Below are 20,335 nucleotides of genomic sequence, written 5' to 3' on the forward strand. Positions count from 1 at the left end.
CCAGATGTAAATAGTCTATCTATTAATGCTCGGCAAGCGGTCAAAATTGACCGCTTGTTCTATAGTTTAAAAGTATGTCTTTAAAAGGAGTTAACATGAAAAATCATACTTTAAAAGCATTGATTGATGAATTGGCAGTTATCGTTAAGTCAATTGATGAAGACCCTGACAGTCCAAATAAAGGGGTTGCTCATAGTCTTCAAGAACGCCTGTCAGGACGATTAAAGGAAGTTGGTAGTCCTCCTTTTCCTGACACCCAGACACCAGAAGAAGAAGCGGAGACTGATATTTTCGTATTGACCGCCTTAAAAGAGGCTTACTCACAAACGAAAGGGGTAGGAGCGCATTCTCTATTCCGACATGTAAAAATTGAAAAATTGGGAATTGATCCTGGTAGCAATTTGAAAGCGGGTATTGCAAAACTGACACAAAAATATTTTGGCGACGAAAAGGAAAAAATCAGAAATACCACAAAATTTTTAAATAATCTTCTACAAGAAAAACAACAAGAAGAAGGTTGGATACTTCCTAATAGACGTAAGTAATTATAGATAAACCCGTATTACGTTGAGGCAATACGGGTTATAGATTCAAATTAGGACTACGATCGTCTAACTCCACATCAGTGGTTGGATTAAATCCAGTGTCTTGTTGGGCGCTTTGTTTGGGAGGCTCTTCTTTGAGGTATTTTTCGTAAGAATTTCCCCAACCTTCGAAGAATTTTTCCCAACCACGAGTAATGGATTTTTGAAACATGTTGCTTGCTGTATCCATTAGTCCTTTGCCCTCATCAAAGCCCTCTTTAACGCCTTCAACAACTCCCTTTATTCCTGATATTACGGCGTTGGAATAGGCTTTTAGCATAATCCATAACTTGGAAGGTAAGGATCTGGATTCATCCTCAAGTAAGTTATTAAACTGTTTTGCGGTATTTATAACATTTACTCCTAATTTACCAATTACATCCACATCCGATTTTTTACCACTAAGTTCACGGGGATATAGTGCACTGTCTCTCATGAAAAATTCACTAGCACTATACATGGTTGATAAACAGGAATTTAGAAGATTTAAGCTCGTTAGTGTTTTATCTAATACCCACAGGGAGCGCATTATTCGCTCTTCTTTTTCTTCATTAGCAGTGCCATCTGAGGAAGCTTTATCTAGCTTGCCCCGTAATTCTTCCAGATAAGTATTGATTTCTTGTGTAATTTTATTTTTTGCAGCCCCCATCGACGGATCACTAAGCATGCTAATTCTATCTTTTTTATTCTCAATGTTTTTAATTAGTTGTTGGGCTTTTAGTGAAGGCATAATATTCCCTCGTCGAGTAACTAATAGTTATAGTATGTATAATTTACTCAAAATTTGACTGAAAAATAGCCATAATGGCCCTATCAGGAGGGTAAAATGTATTTAGGAATAATTTAATTATGAAGGAAACTAGGTCCATTAATATTGAAACTTTGATACTGGTTGCGGTGTGGGATAACCCCGCAATTTTTCAAGGTGCTTTTAAAATTAGCTTGCAATCGGACGTTAAAAAGCCAATTTTTCTCTTTTTCAGATGCGAATATGTTAATAAACTCGAACAAGATACTATCATTGATTCCTTCAGCTCTGATGATTATGCGTTTTCGCATCTCTATAACAAAACTCAACTGATTCATCTGGATAGATTAAACGAAGGAGTGGGATATGCTGAGTATGTCCTAAAATATGCTCTTCATAAGACATTATTAGAGATGCAGTCAAGCCAAAAACAAAAGTTCACAGCAATAGATGATATAGCAATGAACGCCATTATTAAACGGGTTGAGCCCATGCTGAAACAAGAGAAGGCATGGACCTCGTATGATAATGATTTAGGCTTTGCTGCGTCAATGGATTTTCATCCCCAGGAAACCATGGGGCGGTTAGCTGTAGAGATTCTATTAAATTTCGATTGCGGTAGTAATGGGAATTTCAAAATCCATTAAAAATTTGAAACACGCTCGACTCTCAGACAATTGTTCAATTTTGTTCTACACTTAAAAGGTGTTTTTTGCTCTAGGACAACATCATGAAAAAAACCTCAAAAACCGCTTCAAAAAATAACGCAAAAACGAAATTGAAAAAAGAAGACCTAAAAAATTCTTCTGGTGGGACACAGCATCAGGGGAGATTCAGCAGACTGCCTGGTTGGTTGTCAGGTGATAGTAAAAAATAAGTCTGTAAAACTCCCAATAGGAGAGTAATTTCTGCTCAAGACAGTGGCCACATGCTGGATGCCTCGGACAAGCCGAGGCACGTAGGGCGAGACAGGGTTCTCTTCGTGCATCGGACATGATGGGCATAAGGCGTATAGGTTGCTCTCTAGTGCATCGGACATGATGGGCGTAAGGGCGTATAGGTTGCTCTCTAGTGCATCGGACATGAGGGGGCGTAAGGGCGTATAGATTGCTCTCTAGTGCATCGGACATGAGGGGGCGTAGGGCGTATAGGTTGCTCTCTAGTGCCTCGGACACGAGGGGCGTAGTGCGATAGGTTTGCTCTCTAGTGTCTTCGGACACGAGAGGTAGCGAGCGGATAGGTTTTCTCTACGTGCCTTGGACACGAGGGGCGTAGTGCGATAGGTTTGCTCTCTAGTGTCTTCGGACACGAGAGGTAGCGAGCGGATAGGTTTTCTCTACGTGCCTTGGACACGAGGGGCGTAGTGCGATAGGTTTGCTCTCTAGTGTCTTCGGACACGAGAGGTAGCGAGCGGATAGGTTTTCTCTACGTGCCTTGGACACGAGGGGCGTAGTGCGATAGGTTTGCTCTCTAGTGTCTTCGGACACGAGAGGAGCGAGCGGATAGGTTTTCTCTACGTGCCTTGGACACGAGGGGCGTAGTGCGATAGGTTTGCTCTTTAGTGTCTTCGGACACGAGAGGAGCGAGCCGATAAGTTTTCTCTACGTGCCTTGGACACGAGGGGCGTAGTGCGATAGGTTTGCTCTCTAGTGTCTTCGGACACGAGAGGTAGCGAGCCGATAGGTTTTCTCTACGTGCCTTGGACACGAGGGACGTAGTGCGATAGGTTTGCTCTCTAGTGTCTTCGAACACGGGAGGTAGCGAGCCGAAAGTTTTTTCTCTACGTGCCTCGGCTTGTCCGAGGCATCCATTGTTCATAGCCTTCTGAAGAATCAGTTGTCTCAACAACTCTACTACAAACCTCACGAGCTTAGTTATATAATACAAACCGTTTAAACGTGTTGGTTTGGGTATGACAAACAAAAAGCATCAATCTGTAACACAATTTATTGTAAGTCTTCTCAAACCTTATAAATTTTATCTGACCATTTTTGCCTTCGTAGCACTGTTTTGGGCAATTACCAATACTCTGCTTCCCTATCTCCTCAAAGTGATTATTGATGAGGCAGTTAATTCACAGGGAGATAAATTATCTGCTTTTGCGATAATGAAACCCTATATTTTTCTGTACGTAGCGCTTTGGATAGGATTATGTCTTGATATGCGTCTATTAGACTGGGTCAAACTTAAATTGTTTCCTGGTCTTAGGCAGGATGTTATGTCCAAGATGTTTGCCTACTTAAATCTGCATTCTCATCATTATTTCCAAAATAATTTTGCAGGAAGTTTGATTAATAAAATTGTGGATATGCAGGGTGGTATTATTGATATCCTTACTATCGTTGATGATGTTTACGCCCAATCACTGGGACTTATCATTGCAATTGGCACGTTGTTGTTTATTCATCCTTTGTTTGCTTTTACTTTATTGGCTTGGGTTGCTACGTTTTTGCTCATCACGTTTTTATTTTTAAGACCTATAGAAAATCTTTCTCATGTTTTTGCCGAAGCACGTAGTTCTTTGGTGGGAAGAATGGTCGATAGCATCAGTAATATTGTTAATGTTCGACTGTTTGCAAGTCATCGTTTTGAAAATGAATTTATCAATAAATCCATTGTTGATGCAGTCCAAAAAGACAGGAAAATGCAAGCCAAGATTATTCATATGCGAATGTGGTGGGATTTAAGCATTGTTGTCCTGCTTGGGGTCAATCTCTGGATGTTAGGGAGAATGTATAGTCAGGATTTGGTTACTGTAGGCGATTTCAGTTTTATTATTACGTTATCTATCAGCATTTTATGGAATCTTTGGTTTATAGCAGGACAATTCGTTTCCTTCTCAGAGCAGGTGGGTAAATGTAGACAGGCGCTGTCTATTATCAATGCTTCTCATGATATTACTGACGCTGACGATGCAAAACCTCTGGTGATAACTCAAGGAGAAATTCAATTTAAAGAGGTGAGTTTTCATTATGAGGAAGGAGCGCGATTATTTAAAAATAAGACGATTCTTATTCATCCTGGACAAAAAGTAGGATTGGTAGGATTTTCGGGAAGTGGAAAAAGTACTTTCGTGAACCTAATGTTGAGGCTATACGATGTTGAATCAGGCACTATTACGATTGATAACCAACCGATTAATAAAGTGACTCAAGAATCTCTGCGCCAAAATATTGCCCTAATTCCTCAGGATATTTCTTTGTTTCACCGTACATTAATGGAAAACATACGTTATGGCTCATCAAACGCTAGCGATGAAGAAGTGATTGAAGCATCAAAAAAAGCGCATTGTCATGAGTTTATAAGCCAACTCAATGACGGGTACCAATCAATGGTAGGGGAACGTGGGATAAAATTATCTGGGGGGCAACGTCAACGGATTGCTATTGCCCGCGCGATATTAAAAAATGCGCCAATCCTCATTTTAGATGAGGCAACCTCGGCACTTGATTCTGTGACTGAAAAATATATCCAAGATGCTTTACATAATTTGATGCAGGGAAAAACCACTATCGTTATTGCTCATCGACTATCTACACTTTCCGAAATGGATAGAATTTTAGTGTTTGATAATGGACAGATTATTGAAGATGCAACGCAGGAGCAATTGATTAAGTTAAATGGTCACTATACCAAAATGTGGGAAATGCAGGCAGGAGGCTTTCTTCCAGAGCATTTAAAAGTTCAATAGGTAGTATCTGTTCATGACAGTTGCCTACGTGCCTCGGCTTGTCCGAGGCATCCAGTCGACCCATAGAATTTCAACAACCTGCTCCTGACATGAGTATTGCTGGTACGAGTTGGTCTTGGTTTATAAGATAGGTTTTGTTAAGAACAATATCTACCCAATTTGTGAGCAGGTCAGGTGCCTGTTTGTTGGTTGACCCTACTACGATCCTAAAATATCTTCCATGAGTAGGAGGGGTGAGTTGAGTTTGCCCTTTTTGTGACAGCATCGTTAAGGAATTTGAGTCTAAGGAGGAGCTGTTAAGAATGGTCTTATTCGCTTTTTGAGTATCCTCAATCATGGTATCTCAGTTCAAGGTGCCTGGATTGGAGATACTAACCGCCTATTCGGAGGTGGAATAGAAGAAGCCAAAAAATCCACTTCAATTAGTGCAGGAATTTTGGATTTAACCATTGATATGGAGCGTTTCAATGGATCGAAAGGAGGGCTTTTCAGCGCTCAATTTCTGCAACAAAATGCACAAAATACAAATGGTCAAGCGGGGGTAATACAAGGATACAACTCATTACCTGATGTTCCCCCTTATAATCGCTCAGAGCTCTATGCGCTTTGGTATAGACAAGCCTTATTTGACGATGCTTTCTTTCTTCGACTCAGTAAAACCATTACCACTTTGGATTTTAACAAAGTCGTAAAACCGGTCCAGTTAAGTCGCGCTGATCCCAATATTTATGCTGTAACAAGCTTGATTTATACCCCAGTTTTTATTAATCCGGCAGTAACAGGTCTAATGCCGGGGTATACCAATACTGCTTATGGTCTTACAGCAACCTTTACCCCGACTAAATCCTGGTATGCCTCTTATGGTATTTACGATGGAAATTTGGCGCATGGAAAACAAACAGGACTATCGGGCCCAACATTCAATGGCAATTACTTTCAAGTAGGAGAAACGGGAGGCGCTTGGCTTTTAGGTCAAGATAACAAACCAGGAACTGTTGGAATTGGATTGTGGCATCAAACTGGGCTTATTCAGCAGGGAAGATTGGCCGAACGAGGTTCGACGGGAGCATATTTATTTGGTTCTCAACGACTGTGGTATAGACATCCGGGGCGAGGTACAAGTGGTATTTCAGGGTTTTACCAATATGGAATTAGCGATTCTAGTGTGTTGGCAATGAAACAATCCATTGGTGCAGGCTTAACTGCATTTGGGTTAGTGGCTAATAGAGAAGGAGATTCTCTGGGGGCAGGACTCTCTTTAGCGTGGTTAAATCAGCGGATCACGAATCGAAAAAGAGAATTAATGTTTCAAGTTTATTATCAGGCACAACTACTCAAATTCGTCTATCTTGAACCAGCATTCTCTTATATTCCTAATCCTGGACAAAGTTCCCAATTAAGTCCAGCAAAAGCCGGGACGTTAAGAGCAATAGTATTGTTTTAGGTAGCCGGATTGAGGCATTAAAAATGCTAATGTCAACTATAATTCATTCACAAGCATATACAGCCGGGTTGGTAGACTTGGCGAATTTGTAGAAAAGTTCATAAACTCTATTATAACTTTGTCAAAGTACAGTTTGCCTAAAGCTAGAAAGTGGGTGATGAAATGTCCTTAATAAAACTAGGGTTATATTTTTTAATAGCGTTAAGATGGATTAAAAATCTGATAATTGTATTACTACTGATTTCATTTGTCGCACAATTTATAACCAATATAGAAAGATATCCTGCCTTAAATAAGTTAAATAATGGCGTAAAAAAAACAGTATACCCAGTAAAAAATGAAATGATAAAGCTGATACCTTATCGCTATAAGAATGTCGATTTTTCATCATTAATTTTGGCTGTCATATTACAAATTATAGCGAGTCAAATTTTTGTAATCGAGGAGAAATTGCGAAGAAAAAAATATTCTAATAAGAAAAATAGCCCGGTTGAAATTCCTGACTCCATAAAGATGAAAATAGAAGGAATAAATTCCGGTGAAAATGAAAAAGTTACAGCCTGGGAGGGCCTGTCGATTCAACAACCAAGTGATAGAAAAAAAATACTGAAACAATTTGCGACCCTAAAATCAAAATTAGATGAAATGGGGCAACAATTAGCATTTTTATCAATTGATGTTGTAGATTCCACGGGCATGAAACAAGATGAGGATAAATATATTGTCGCTTTAGCATTTGAACGCTATAACGAATTGGTCAACGAAAGTTTACAAGAACATGGTGTTGTAAAATTTGCTATGACACCGGATGGTATCATGAGTTGTTTTCGTACGGTGGATGATGCGGTGAGTACCGCATCCAGTTTATTTAAAAAATTGGAAAAATTTAATAAAGAAGACAAGATGATTAAACGAGATTTCCAAATTCGCTGTGGAATTAATACGGGATTTGTTTATCTGGATGATGAAACGCCGCTCGAACAAGTAAGTGATCGAATTATCGACATTGCCGGGCATATGCAAAAATATGCTAAGCCCAATACGATAAATATTGCGGCATCAGCAATCGAACCTCTTAAAAATAGTCAGGGTTTTAATGAAACAACGGATGTCATTGACGGACAAAAAGTTTATCAGTGGAAAAAATAAAGCCTCAATTTCACTATTTATTATTTACCAGCCTATACTCATATAAATGTGTTGCTTGAGTGCACTTTACACTCTGAAAAGGATAATGAATGAAGTTATTATTTTTGGGGGTTTTTTCCTTTATGGCAGTTGGTAAAGATACCTTTCAAGCGAATATGCTCATTGAGGGCAATAATGGCAATAGATTGCTAATTGATTGTGGAACAGATATTCGCCATTCTCTTTATGCCCAAGGATACTCACATAACAGCATTGATGCCGTTTATATCAGCCATTTGCATTCTGACCACATTGGAGGACTCGAATGGCTTGGATTTTCTACATTTTTTCAAGAAAACCGTCGTGTAACACTATATATTAGCCAGGATCTCATCACGAAACTTTGGCAGAATGCATTGTCAGCAGGAATGTCTTCATTAGAGGATAAGCAAGCACAACTTGATACCTATTTTAATGTTAAAAAAATTCTAGACCACCGCTTTATTTTTGATGGTAATCAATTGGAGTTAATTAAAACTTTTCATATGTTAGATAACGGGCAATATGTTCCAAGCTATGGGTTATATATTCATACTGAAACAAATAAAATTTTCATAACTACTGATTCGCGATTTTCTCCGGAGCATTTATCAAAAATTTATCGGCAAGCCAATATTATTTTTCAAGATTGTGAAATCGGCAACAATAGTGGACAACATGCTCGCTATGAGGAATTACGAACATTAGACAGCGAAATAAAACAAAAAATGTGGTTGTACGGTTATTCAAATATTGCTTTACCACATGCCAAAGAAGATGGATTTCTAGGCTTTATTAGTCAAGGACAAGTTTTTGATATTTAATTGGGATAGCACCTATCATGCTGATTATAGAAAAGGTTTTTCTTTTAAAATCGGTTGATTTATTTGCTGACCTCTCAGAGGAGCGGTTAGTAAGTATAGCTGAGGTGATTAAAGAGGAGTTTGTTAACAAAGGTCATGAAATTTTTCACAAAGGAGATAAAGGAAATAATTTATATCTTATAAAAGAAGGATTAATTAGTATTCATGATGAAGAAAATGAGTTAGCCCGCCTGACAGCAGAGGATTTTTTCGGAGAAATGTCGCTACTTTCAAGTGAAAGTAGAACGGCATCTGCAACGGCCATTGAAGATAGCGTTTTACTGAAACTTAATCAGTGGCAATTTTATGAGTTACTTGAGACAGATGTGTCAATCCTGAAGGGAATTATTCAAACACTGTGTACCCGATTAATGAAGCAAAATAAGCTGATTTCTCAGTTAAAAAAAAGTTTATGTAATACAATGAACCGTGAAATTGATCCTTATGAAAGTTAAAAAAAGATTGAATTTATTTGAAGTAGAGGATTATGAATTTAAGGTGGTCGCATTCATGACCGTTATTCAATTCTTTTCGGGGGTGGCATTATCAATATTTTTCATTGCTATTAGTGCTATATTTATCCACGAAGTGTCTGTTTTTAATTTATATATTGTTTTTATTGCTGCAAGTTTTTTAGTTATTACTGCAAATTATTTTTATAAAAATATTGAACATCAATTTGGTGTTGGTAATACTTATTATATTGTCTTGTCGTTCTCAGCAGTCAGTCTCGGTCTTTTTTACTTTGCTTTGCACTATCATTACGATTCAATAATAATCGCTGTTTTTGCGAGTTATTATATCATCTATTTTTCGAATAATATGAGTTTTTGGGGGGTGGCTTCACAAACCTTCAATGTCAGAGAAAGTAAGCGACTGTTTCCATTAATGAGTAGTGGTGATTTAATTTCCAAGTTAGTGGGATATGCTCTTGCGGGATTACTGGCTGGTGTTATCGCGTTAGAATCATTGCTTCTATTTAGTATGATCTCTTTTGTTATAGCTAACATTTTTCTTCGATTAATGCTTAAGAGCAATCATGAAAAAATAGTGTTCCATGAACATCATATTTTACAAAAAGATCATCGTAGGGAAAACACGATAGCGGCAGAAGAGAAAAAGTTAATATCTTCTATTTGCAGATTAGGCTTTTTTTGTGCAATGGGGGTGGGTTTAAGCGAGTTTTTCTTTTTAGGTGAGGTTAAGGTAAGTAATAAATATACTGATAATTTTGCCCAGTTTCTAGGTGGATTATTGTTTTTTGGTCGGTTGTTAGCCTTGCTGTTTAAAGTAATATTAAGTGCAAAGATAGAAAAAAAATTAGGATTGAAAAATATATTATTAATACTGCCGATTTTTATTTTTATGAGCATGTTGATGTTCTTCTTTATTGATCCCTCTCATGATTACCTCTATTTCCTGTGTTTGTATATCGTTCTTTTTGAAGGGATAAAATTATCTACTTATGAACCTTATTATTTTGCAATGATGCAAGTTGTTAATCCAGAAAAGCGTTTGAAAGTTCATGCAAAAGCGAAAGGATTTTTTGCGCCAATGGGACAGTTGTTCGTTGGGTTTTTTATTTTATTTTATTTCATGATTCCTCATGAGCATATTTTTAAATTGCTATCGATAACATTGGGTATTCTGTCAGTTGTTTGGGTGAAATTTATTATAGAGGCCAATAAAAAGTATTATTCTTATGTTTACAAGATGTTGGTTAAATACTCTCTTTTTAATGAAAAGTCATCATTTGTAATAAACGATAAAATGATTGAGCGTACTATTAAAGAGAAAATTGAAGTATTTAATAAGAAAGATTCTTTTTTTTCCGTGCAGTACATTTATCAATTAAATCGTGATTTTTCCCGAAAGTATTTTCTGGATTTACTAGAAAAGAATCCTCCTGGAAATATTGTTTTGTTTATTATGGACAAGGCTCGGGAAAACTCATGGGAAGAGTATCTCTACCATGGCCGATCGTTATTTAAGCGCAGTGATGATGACGCCCTACAGTGTAGGGCAGCTATGTTGCTCTCAAAGCTCAATAAAAATGATTTTTTAAATTGTCTTCATTATTGTAAAAGTTATAACCGGAGTGATTTATTAACCTCTTGTATCAGTGGGGGCTTAGATAATAAGGATCTAGCGGTTGTTCGTGTATGTATTAATTTAATTCCTAATAAATTACTTTCCTCGTCTCACGATGATAAAGTAGAGGGTTTAAATTTGATTGCTAAACTAGGGGCTAGCCCACTCAATAAGGAAATTGTTTCCAGTATAATGCCCCTCTTAAATACCAAAAACGCTCGTGTTAGAAATCATCTCATTAATGCGATTAAGTCACTTAAATCCCCTGATTTTCTGCCTTATCTTTTTTCGCAATTGAAGAAGAATAAATATGCAAATAATGTTAGAGAATGTTTGGCAAACTATAGTGACTATTGGTTGCATGAAATTAAGTCAATTGATGGTATTAATTTATCCGTTCTTATTCATATATTAACTAAATCCAAATCTAGAAAATCTAAAGAATATTTGATTGATATCTTTCATGAAAACAATAAGTACCATGATATTATTGTTCCATTTTTAATTAGAATAAACTTTTCCAGTCAAAATAAAAAGATCATTCGTAATATGATTATGGAACGTTCAGATAAGCTTGGAAATATTCTTGAATTAACAAATTCTTGCAGCAATTCTCATTTAATTTCCGCATTAAATAATGAAAAATTCAAGGAGCTAACATTAATTATTTGCTACTTACACTTCATTAATCCTATTCATAATATTTATGATTTATTGCGTATAGTGGAGCAGAAGCAAAGTGATTATTATCTATACTTGATTGAAAACATTGAATTTTTATTGCAAAAGCAAAAGTTAAATAAAATAACCTCTGTTTTTGAAAAATCCTTACTCGTTAATGAAAAAACAGCTCATTTCAAAGAAACTGATGAAGTTATCGCTCAAAAAATTCTAGCCGAAAAAAAGCATAACTACTCTCCCTGGGTAATTGCAGTTGCTGTTTATTTTTATCCAGATAATAAAGAATTACTTGATGATACCCACTATTTAGAGGAAACCGTAGTTGTTGAATTATTACGCTAAAAAATTGAAATCAGTACTCTATGAGATCGAAATAACTAATAAGAATTATAAAATTATTCAACGTATTGCGCTTCATTAGCTCCACTTGCTTTTTTTCTTCACCTACACGACAATCCGCTCGCAAATTTTAATTTCAACACATGAGGTGTATTGTGAAAGCAGAGATTCTTAAGAGCTTGCGGGAAATTCGGGAATTAAAAAGTACGGTAGCAAAAAGAATATGGGAAAATGCCCCCCCAGTTAGAGAGATTGATGAAGATCACTTTGATGGAAGAGGAGATGCTCTTACAGAGGCTACTATCAAAAAGCGTACAGAGATGTTTGCTGAAAAGCTTATTCAAAAATATCCCAATTCAAACCCTGTCTTAATTAGTTTAATGGATGGTGCACTGCCTTTCGCAAGCCTTTTACAAAATGCGTTGATTGAACGTGGTTATGAATATGATTACACGACCATGCAAGCAAGTAGCTATGGAAATAAAATGAGCTCTGGTGAGTTAATAATTGGCTCGATGCCAAAAATTCACTTGGGTGGACGTATTGTATTTATAGTTGATGATGTATGTGATACAGGGAAAACTTATCTCAAAGTTAGAGAATTGTTAAAAACATTTGGACCTGAAGAAATTTCTTTAATCGTTTTAGTAGACAAAGTACAAAAAAGGGAAAAGGACTACAAACCTGAATTCCCGTTATTTGAGTTGTCTAGCAAAGACTTTATTGTTGGTATGGGACTGGATTATATGGGTAAGTTACGTAATATGCGTGAAATTCGTGCAGTTGACCCGAAATTTTTACCGACCGAAAAAGAACAAAAGCTATTGGATTCCGAAGGAGCATTTCAGGCAGAACTCAAGCGGTTAATTGAGCTTGAGCAAACGGCCAAACCTGGTAGCAGTTCTGACACACTATTTGGCGGTATCCTTGAGAATTCAGAATCCAAATCGCTTACAAATAATTTCTCACAGGCAGAAACTCTGATTTTGTAATAAATCATCCTGGTCCGGATTAGCCAGGTCATATCCGGACTTATCTCACACTTTGGTTATTTATCCCTATTAATCCTCATCTGCTTATTACTTAATCTTAACAGTCAAAAATAGCTGTATGCACTAGACTTAAATTAGCCCCCTCTGAACTTTATGTAAGGAGATAGATGAGTTGGGAAAATTGGGGGAAAGGTTGCTGCCAGGTACTACTAAAGCTAGTGAGAAAAGCCTGGAAAGAGGCCGGATGCACCGAGTCCTGATTAAAGAAAGACTTGTCTTAAAACTTTATTAATAAATTTTCTTATTGTAATCTGGGGATCCTTTTATTCAGTCATTACAAGGACAGTGTATGGCAAAAGTACTTTGTGTGCTTTATGAGGATCCCGTGGATGGTTACCCAACCTCTTATGCAAGAGATTCTCTTCCAAAAATTAATTTTTATCCCAATGGTCAGACCTTACCCACCCCTAAAGCCATTGACTTCACGCCTGGACATTTATTGGGTTCTGTCTCGGGTGAATTAGGGCTTCGCCGTTTTTTAGAGCAGCAAGGACATACGCTTATCGTTACATCCGACAAAGATGGGTTAAACTCATGTTTTGAACAAGAGTTGATGGATGCCGAAATTGTGATTTCACAACCATTTTGGCCTGCTTATCTCACAGAAGAGCGTATGGCTAAAGCGAAACGTTTGAAATTGGCAATCACAGCTGGGATTGGCTCAGATCACGTCGATTTGCAAGCAGCGATGTCGAAGGGTATCACTGTTGCCGAAGTGACCTATTGCAATAGCATTAGTGTGGCTGAGCATAATGTAATGCTGGTTTTAACCTTGGTTCGTAACTATATCCCTTCTTATCAATGGGTTGTTCATGATGGATGGAATATTGCTGATTGTGTTTCAAGATCTTATGATGTTGAAGGTATGAGCGTAGGAATCGTTGGGGCAGGCCGAATAGGGATGGCAACGATGAAGCGTTTGAAACCTTTTGACGTGAAAATGCATTATACCGATAGACATCGTTTGTCTGCAGCCATGGAACATGAGCTGAATGCCACTTATCATCATTCAGTAGAGTTTATGGTCTCGCAATGCGATGTTGTATGTTTATGCTGTCCACTACATCCTGAGACAGAAAATCTTTTTAATGAAAACCTTATTCATAGCATGAAAAAAGGTACTTATCTCATTAATACGGCGCGTGGGAAAATTTGTGATCGTGATGCTGTTGTCAAGGCATTAGAAACCGGTCAATTAGCGGGTTATGCTGGAGATGTGTGGTTTCCTCAGCCAGCTCCCAAAGATCATCCTTGGCGACATATGCCTCATCATGGTATGACACCCCATATTTCTGGAACATCACTTTCTGCGCAGGCTCGATATGCTGCAGGTGTTCGAGAAATACTGGAGGCTTATTTCGCAAAAACACCTATTCGCGAAGAATATCTAATTGTAGACCAAGGAAAACTTGCAGGAAGCGGTGCTCATTCTTACACTGCCGGCAATGCAACAAAAGGGGTTGAAACCCTGACTAATATTTTTTAATTCTTATCTGATAGCTTGAATTATTTGTAGGACTACAATTTGAGCTATGTTAGGTTGGTTATTATGAATAATTTAAAGCCCCGTGTAATTTATTCCTCCCAGGCTATTCTTGGTGAAAGTCCTTTATGGTCAAAGGAAGAGGGTGTTTTATATTGGTTAGACTGCATGCAACCTGCCGTACACTGTTTTAATCCGCGAACAAAAAAAGATAAATTTGTTGTTCTAAATCAAATTGTTACAAGTATAGCCTTATATTTGCCTGGGGTTTTATTAATTACTGCAGAGCAAGGGTATGCCTTTTTAGACTTTAACACGGGTCATTTAGAACCTATTGCCAATCCTTATGCAGAGCAAGCAGTCATTTTTAATGATGGAAAATGCGATCGTTGGGGCCGATTTTGGTCTGGGACTGCAGCAAAAGATTGGCAATCTCCCGTTGGGATTCTCTTTCAATTAACTGCGGATTTAGCCTTTAAACCGATGGATTTGGGTTTTATCCTATCGAATGGAATTGGATTTAGTCCTGATAATAAATTTATGTATTTCGTAGATTCGATGGCTCATACAATGTATCGCTATCATTTTAATTTGCAAACAGGTGAAATTAGCAATCGAGAAAATTTTATCGAAATTCCTGCTGAAGAAGGTTTACCCGATGGTTTAACAGTCGATGAAGAGGGTTTTATATGGCTTGCAATGTGGGATGGTTATTGCGTTAATCGCTATGATATAACCGGAAAGAAGGTAATGACAATTGAATTGCCCATACCTCGGCCCACCAGCATAGCTTTTGGTGATTCGTCTCTCTCCACCTTATACATTACCTCTGCACGCATGGGGTTGGATGATGGTATGTTAAAAAATTATCCTTTATCAGGTAGCTTATTTGCAGTAAAAACTCCCTTTAAAGGAATAGCTGAGCCTAGCTTTAACAAAATATAACGAAAGGCTGGATGCCTCGGACAAGCCGAGGCACGTAGGAAAGGAGCTAGGCACGTAGGAAAGGAGCTAGGTACGTAGAGGTTAGAGCAAGGTGCGTAAGGTTGAAGCAAGGTACGTAAGGTTGAAGCAAGGTACGTAAGGTTGGGCTAGCTGGGAAAAACCGTACCTTTCTACCTACGTGCCTCGGCTTGTCCGAGGCATCCAGATCTTCCTAAGAACAAATCATTTCATATAAATCGTCCCAGGCAGGATTCATTTTTTCGATCAAATTTAATTTCCATTGTCTAGGCCAATTTTTAAAGCGTTTCTCACGGCAAGCAGCCTCGACATAGGTTTCATGCATTTCGTAATAGACCAACATATGTACATTATATTTGGCTGTAAATCCTGGTATTACCTGATTTTTATGTTCCCAAATACGCTTAATTAGATCAGATGTTGAACCGGTGTATAAGGTGCCATTACGTTTACTTGCTATGATATAGACGTAAAATGATTTCATTTTTCTTCCTAGTTATCGAGTTTTGGACTCAATATCAAGAATATCATTAGTTGTTTATGGATATATATATATTAATTTGCTCATTTTACTGGATGCCTCGGACAAGTCGAGGCACGTCGGGGTTTGTAGGGATGGAGTTAGGCACGTAAGAAGACACAGCTTACCTTTTGTCTGCGTGCCTAGCTCCAACCTCTACGCGCTAGCTCCTGTCCTACGTGCCTCGGCTTGTCCGAGGGATCCAGTAAAATGGTCAAGTTAACAATCATACCTTAATAAATAACGGATAGATTACAGCACTCAAATTTTTAACCGGAATATTTCTCCGGGGCTGCCTGGAGGATAGGGGTTGCCATTGCAAAGAGATCTTCGGGTTTCTTTGTTAGTGGAGGGTAAATTCTTTGATGATTAATCAGATATTTTGTCTTTTTTTGCACCTGCTCCTTCGCTGACCACGATGCGTTCCCAACCTTCCATGTAGAGTGCATTGTTTGGGCCTAGATCTAATATGGTGACATAATTTTCCTGATGATAAGCGATTAATGGCTTACCGAATAAATCAGCAACAGCATTGTAACCTACAAATCACCCCTGTGGTCTTGCATGCTGACAAGACATAACGGAGGAATTAGTTGTATCAACCAGGGCTGATGCTACATCACCGGCGGCGAAACAATTTTCAGCACCAGGAATACGTAAAAAAGAGTCGACCACGATACGGTTCAAATGATCTTTTTCCAATTGAAATAAACTTGTTAGGGGATTCGCCCGCATTCCGGTGGTCCAAATGACTGTATTTGTAGGAATAATTTCTCCTGAATCCAAGGTAACAGACTCTTGTTGAATGGAGGCAATGTCTGTTTGAGTGTATGTTTTAATTCCTAATTCCAGAAGAGTTTTATTGATGGCCGGCTGAGGATTTGTGCCCAAAGTGCTACCAATGGCATGGTGATCAACAATAATCACTTCGGGTTGTTGATTTTGAACCCAAGCTTGTTGCATTAGTCGCTGTAAACGCGCAGGTAATTCGCAAGCAATTTCTAGTCCTGTAAAGCCACCGCCTACAACCACAACAGTTTGGCATCCAGGTGAGAGGTCATGCGAAATATTTTTAAGATGGTCGGCAAGTTTCGTTGCGGCATCGAAACTATCGATATTAAATGCATATTCGTTAAGTCCTGGTACCGATGGGTAATAAACTTGACTTCCAGCAGCCAGTACGAGTCGGTCATAGTCTAAAGTTTTTGATGATTGTGTAGTTTGTAAAAGGATAGATTGTAACTTCACCAACGATATAGCTTACATTAACAGGTTTCAGCAAGTCATCCAGGGGGATGCGAGTGGACGATAAATCCTCTTCGTAGTACCGAACTCGAATACCATGAAAGGGAGACCGATTGATAACCACAATCTCCAGTTCACTTTCTTTTTGTAAATCATGGCTAGTTTTTGCTGCACCTAATGCCGTCCATGGTCCAGCAAAGCCACAACCAACAATAACAATTCGTTTCATAAAATCCCTTTTATTACAGCAACTGTTGTCCTTAAATAATAGACGGGGAAGCACTTAATTGCAGGGTTTGTTGCCTTCACCAGTAAATAGAACAAACGAGTAAATTGTTTGCGCCGGAGTTACATATCTGGTGTGTTGAATGGGCCTTAAAATAGAGGATATCGTTTTCATTGACAGGAATAATTCTGTTGTCACAATGGAGAATGCCCGTGCCTTTTAAAATAATCCAAATTTCTTTTTCTTGATGAGCATCCAAGGGTGTTTGACAACCCGGTTGAACTGCAAAATAACTGCCTCTAAATGGCACGTTTTCATCGAGGTGAATTTCACACAACTCAACACCATGGCTGAGTTTTTCTTTTGTAGCCAAGTTTAATTTACCATTCATTAAGAGCATATTTAAATCCTCCCTGAGTTTGCAGATCAAGTGCAGTGTTTTCAGCATCTAATTGATAGATTGGGGCATTGCACAAGCTGTTAATTATTTTTGCACTGCGCCATGCCATCAGCGTTAAATTAGGCTCAGCAATACCATACTGCTGACGGCTGGCATTCTGTGCATAAATTCGATTTTTTTTAGGACCATCCCATTGAATTGAAAAATCAGAATGCATATAAAATTGGCCATTTTTTAAGGGGATTCTATTGGCTAATGAGGAAAGGTAATCAGGAAATTCCCATTCATAACCTGTGCAAAAAATAACAATATCGGCGTTGATTATTTGTTTATTATTTCCCTCACATTCTGATAAGACAAGATGGTAATGATTGGATTCTCGGGCGAGCTTAATGAGTTGATGGTTAATAATGAGTCTAAAAAAATGACCTTTATCTTCTATGAATTCGAGCTTATAAAGTTTTTGATAAATTTTATCTAGAAGAGGCAAAGAAATCCCATCGCTAGCTAGAATTTGTTGATGTAAGCGAATTGCTTTTTGTTTCTCATCAAGACTAAAAAAATAATCGGCATATTGAGGCGTAAAGAACTCATTAGAAAAAGTAGAGTCATCAAGCGCGGAAAATTGATTTCGTTTCGTTATCCAGAATAATTTTTCAGGAAATTGCGAGCTATGCGACAGCAAATAATGTACTATCTCAGCGCCGCTTTGTCCTCCTCCTAAAACGACAATTTTTTTACCATGCCAATGCTTTAAATTTAACAAAAAGTCTTTACTGTGAAAGACATCTTGACCCAAAAGATTTTGTCCACAAGACGGAATTTTCGCTTTTAAACCGCTACCAAGTACTAAATTTCGCGAATAGGTTTTTCTTTGTGTAGTTGTTATTGTGAATAGCGAGTTATTAAATGTAATATCTTCTATTTTTTCTTCAAAGAATAAATTTGGTAGGGAACGACTTACCCAACTTAAGTACTCGCTAAATTCCCCTCGTGGGACTTGTTTAAATTGCGCATTAAGAAATCGGTATAAACGTTTATTTTTTGCAAGATAACTAATAAATGAATAGGGGTTAGTGGGGTCAACTAATGTTACCAAATCATATAAAAAACTGACTTGTAGTTCAGCATCTGGAAGTAACATTCCTGGATGCCAAATAAATGATTTGTTTTGATCAAAAAAACTACTTTTAATTTCTTTAGTCGGAGTTAAAAGTGCTGCCAAACTTAAATTAAATGGACCTATGCCAACACCTAGTAAATCAAAAACATCCTCAGCTAAATGGTAAAGCATCGTTATACTCCCTGCTCAGATAATTTTTTTTAAATGGCATCACTTGCTGATACAAGCCATTTGACGGTGTAAATAATTGTTCTTTAAGGGGAATTCCTTGATACCCTAAAATTTGCCAAAGTTCGCCACCTAAACGTGGCATAAAGGGATAAATAAATAAGGCTAAAGTTTGTAACCACCAAAAGTAACTGGGGTGTGATTTGAGTTCATGGCCAACTTGTAACCATTCAGACAATGAGTTTATGGCGATGTGAGGAGAAAACTGATGTGGATTTAAAGCACTTTCCTGACGAGCCAAAAATAGAAGTAATTTGCTCTTGATATCAGCTGGGCATTCAGCCGGTTTGCTTGACGAAAACAAAGGCAAAGTATCAAAGACATAGGTCTTGATCCACTCAAGAGAATAAGAATAATAATGATTGAATTCGGCGGAATTGAAGTTTCCTGTTTTCTCTCGAACATTGATGGATGCTAAATACGCACGAATCACATCGCTTGATAGCCTCTTATTATGGATTACTTCTCCAACCCAAATGGCATGACGACGGCTTGTAGAAAACTTATTGCCATCTAATGCATAGAAATAATTAACCAAGTAATAATCAAATGGTTTGTATCCCTCACAGGCAGCACTAATTCCAAGAGTACTGCTTAAAAAAGGTAAGAAATTGTCATGCCCAAAACTGGCAATAGTGGTAATATCTGAATCAGCGGCAAATGCGTTCTTTCCTTTACCTGTTAATTCCCCTGCCAACTCACCAAACAATAAAAAATAACAAAATATAAATCCATAACTGAATAAAGTGGAAGAGTTATTGTAGGGTAAGCCCCAATCGGCATTTGTTGTTAATCTGAATAAGCCATTTTGTTGATTTAAATAGTCCAGGAATTTTTGATTAAGAGTAGCGCTCACTCCGGGTAAGTTAATTGTTTTTAAGAAAGGAAGTTTTAAAAACAAATTGGTAACGTCCTTTTTATTAGAAATGGACTTGGGGTATGCCTCCTCAGGTCTATAATGAGCGCCACATTCTTCACAAAAATAACTTTCTGTCTCAATGTTACAAACCGGACAAAATCCTTCTAACCAGCATCCGACTAAATATCTTTGGTGTTGTTCATTCCACGCAAATTGCTCAGTTATCAGTTGTGTAAAACCTCGCGTCATTAATTGATGGAGGATTTTTTCATGCCATTTTTTATAACGAGGGAACCATTGCTCATTAAGCGGATTTAAAAAATAATCGACTTGAATATCCATTGCCTGGAGATCATTTTCGATAGCAGGATGATAGAAGTCACAAATTGTTTGCGGAGGTTTGTTTTCTTTTTCAGCTTGAGCTGTCACATAGGATTCAAAGCTATCTGTTCCGCAAAGCAATAATGCAGAATGGCCTTGAGTGCGTAAATATCGACTTAAAATATCAGCACTTAAGTAAGGACCTCCTATATGCCCTAAATGCAGCGGGCCATTGGGGGTGGGTACAGATGGCAGCAATAAATATTCCTTTTTAATCATCACTAAATTCCTTTTGCTCTGGTTCTTG

Annotated in this window: 20 protein-coding genes; 12 read left to right on the plus strand and 8 right to left on the minus strand. The window is 37.8% G+C overall.

The features are described from left to right. The first annotated feature begins 95 nt into the window (after window positions 1-95). A complete protein-coding gene (locus LHA_RS06165; RefSeq protein WP_045105768.1) occupies window positions 96-545 on the plus strand; it encodes a hypothetical protein in 450 nt (149 codons plus the stop codon). A 37-nt stretch (window positions 546-582) separates the two neighbouring features. Here the strand turns inward: LHA_RS06165 and LHA_RS06170 are convergent, their stop codons facing one another. After that, window positions 583-1,314 carry a hypothetical protein gene (locus LHA_RS06170; protein WP_045105769.1) on the minus strand — a complete coding sequence of 244 codons (732 nt, stop codon included), beginning with the start codon at window positions 1,312-1,314 and terminating at the stop codon, window positions 583-585. A gap of 119 nt (window positions 1,315-1,433) precedes the next feature. Here LHA_RS06170 and LHA_RS06175 point away from each other — a divergent pair, with 119 nt between their 5' ends. From LHA_RS06175 to LHA_RS06180, 3 genes are all read left to right on the plus strand, one after another. Continuing rightward, on the plus strand, window positions 1,434-1,979 hold the full coding sequence (locus LHA_RS06175; RefSeq protein WP_045105770.1) for a hypothetical protein: 546 nt from the start codon (window positions 1,434-1,436) through the stop codon (window positions 1,977-1,979). Window positions 1,980-2,062: 83 nt separating this feature from the next. Then, window positions 2,063-2,209: a hypothetical protein gene (locus LHA_RS16900; protein ID WP_156413538.1), complete on the plus strand. Its 147-nt coding sequence runs from the start codon at window positions 2,063-2,065 to the stop codon at window positions 2,207-2,209. Window positions 2,210-3,244: 1,035 nt separating this feature from the next. Beyond that, a complete protein-coding gene (locus LHA_RS06180) occupies window positions 3,245-5,023 on the plus strand; it encodes an ABC transporter ATP-binding protein (protein ID WP_045105771.1) in 1,779 nt (592 codons plus the stop codon). A gap of 70 nt (window positions 5,024-5,093) precedes the next feature. Here LHA_RS06180 and LHA_RS06185 read toward each other — a convergent pair whose 3' ends face one another. After that, a complete protein-coding gene (locus tag LHA_RS06185) occupies window positions 5,094-5,360 on the minus strand; it encodes a hypothetical protein (protein WP_231861986.1) in 267 nt (88 codons plus the stop codon). Between LHA_RS06185 and LHA_RS06190 the strand changes: the two genes are divergently transcribed. The 8 genes from LHA_RS06190 (at window position 5,343) to LHA_RS06225 (ending at window position 15,088) form a co-directional block, all read left to right on the plus strand. Continuing rightward, window positions 5,343-6,467, plus strand: a complete 1,125-nt coding sequence (locus tag LHA_RS06190; RefSeq protein WP_231861987.1) for a carbohydrate porin — start codon at window positions 5,343-5,345, stop codon at window positions 6,465-6,467. The two genes, LHA_RS06185 and LHA_RS06190, sit on opposite strands and share 18 nt — an antisense overlap. Before the next feature lie 150 nt (window positions 6,468-6,617). Beyond that, window positions 6,618-7,616: an adenylate/guanylate cyclase domain-containing protein gene (locus tag LHA_RS15970; RefSeq protein ID WP_052673609.1), complete on the plus strand. Its 999-nt coding sequence runs from the start codon at window positions 6,618-6,620 to the stop codon at window positions 7,614-7,616. A gap of 89 nt (window positions 7,617-7,705) precedes the next feature. Next, entirely contained in the window at window positions 7,706-8,458 is a 753-nt protein-coding gene (locus tag LHA_RS06200; protein WP_045105772.1) for an MBL fold metallo-hydrolase, read from the plus strand. A gap of 17 nt (window positions 8,459-8,475) precedes the next feature. Beyond that, the gene (locus tag LHA_RS06205; protein WP_045105773.1) at window positions 8,476-8,952 is read left to right on the plus strand and encodes a cyclic nucleotide-binding domain-containing protein; all 477 of its coding nucleotides are present in this window, start codon (window positions 8,476-8,478) and stop codon (window positions 8,950-8,952) included. 55 nt (window positions 8,953-9,007) lie between these two features. Continuing rightward, window positions 9,008-11,611 (plus strand): MFS transporter, encoded by a 2,604-nt coding sequence (locus LHA_RS06210; RefSeq protein WP_231861988.1) that lies wholly within the window; start codon window positions 9,008-9,010, stop codon window positions 11,609-11,611. Window positions 11,612-11,763: 152 nt separating this feature from the next. Continuing rightward, complete coding sequence (locus LHA_RS06215; protein ID WP_045105775.1) at window positions 11,764-12,600, plus strand: phosphoribosyltransferase; 837 nt, start codon at window positions 11,764-11,766, stop codon at window positions 12,598-12,600. A 349-nt stretch (window positions 12,601-12,949) separates the two neighbouring features. After that, window positions 12,950-14,146 (plus strand): NAD-dependent formate dehydrogenase, encoded by a 1,197-nt coding sequence (locus tag LHA_RS06220; RefSeq protein WP_045105776.1) that lies wholly within the window; start codon window positions 12,950-12,952, stop codon window positions 14,144-14,146. Window positions 14,147-14,209: 63 nt separating this feature from the next. Continuing rightward, the gene (locus LHA_RS06225; protein ID WP_045105777.1) at window positions 14,210-15,088 is read left to right on the plus strand and encodes an SMP-30/gluconolactonase/LRE family protein; all 879 of its coding nucleotides are present in this window, start codon (window positions 14,210-14,212) and stop codon (window positions 15,086-15,088) included. A gap of 211 nt (window positions 15,089-15,299) precedes the next feature. Here the strand turns inward: LHA_RS06225 and LHA_RS06230 are convergent, their stop codons facing one another. The 6 genes from LHA_RS06230 to LHA_RS06250 all read right to left on the minus strand — a co-directional run bounded on the left by LHA_RS06230 (window position 15,300) and on the right by LHA_RS06250 (window position 20,307). Beyond that, window positions 15,300-15,590, minus strand: coding sequence for a GIY-YIG nuclease family protein (locus LHA_RS06230; protein WP_045105778.1), 291 nt, complete (start codon window positions 15,588-15,590; stop codon window positions 15,300-15,302). A 582-nt stretch (window positions 15,591-16,172) separates the two neighbouring features. Beyond that, entirely contained in the window at window positions 16,173-16,874 is a 702-nt protein-coding gene (locus LHA_RS16520) for an NAD(P)/FAD-dependent oxidoreductase (protein WP_158644243.1), read from the minus strand. Continuing rightward, window positions 16,816-17,100 (minus strand): hypothetical protein, encoded by a 285-nt coding sequence (locus LHA_RS16525; protein WP_052673612.1) that lies wholly within the window; start codon window positions 17,098-17,100, stop codon window positions 16,816-16,818. Before LHA_RS16525 ends, LHA_RS16520 begins: the two co-directional genes overlap by 59 nt. 76 nt (window positions 17,101-17,176) lie before the next feature. After that, window positions 17,177-17,488: a cupin domain-containing protein gene (locus LHA_RS06240; protein WP_158644244.1), complete on the minus strand. Its 312-nt coding sequence runs from the start codon at window positions 17,486-17,488 to the stop codon at window positions 17,177-17,179. Further along, window positions 17,478-18,791, minus strand: a complete 1,314-nt coding sequence (locus LHA_RS06245; protein ID WP_045105779.1) for a lysine N(6)-hydroxylase/L-ornithine N(5)-oxygenase family protein — start codon at window positions 18,789-18,791, stop codon at window positions 17,478-17,480. The genes LHA_RS06240 and LHA_RS06245 overlap by 11 nt, the downstream gene beginning before the upstream one ends. Then, window positions 18,772-20,307, minus strand: a complete 1,536-nt coding sequence (locus LHA_RS06250) for a methionine--tRNA ligase (RefSeq protein ID WP_052673614.1) — start codon at window positions 20,305-20,307, stop codon at window positions 18,772-18,774. Before LHA_RS06250 ends, LHA_RS06245 begins: the two co-directional genes overlap by 20 nt. Window positions 20,308-20,335: the final 28 nt, after the last annotated feature.

Source organism: Legionella hackeliae, assembly GCF_000953655.1.
GTDB classification, from domain to species: domain Bacteria; phylum Pseudomonadota; class Gammaproteobacteria; order Legionellales; family Legionellaceae; genus Tatlockia; species Tatlockia hackeliae.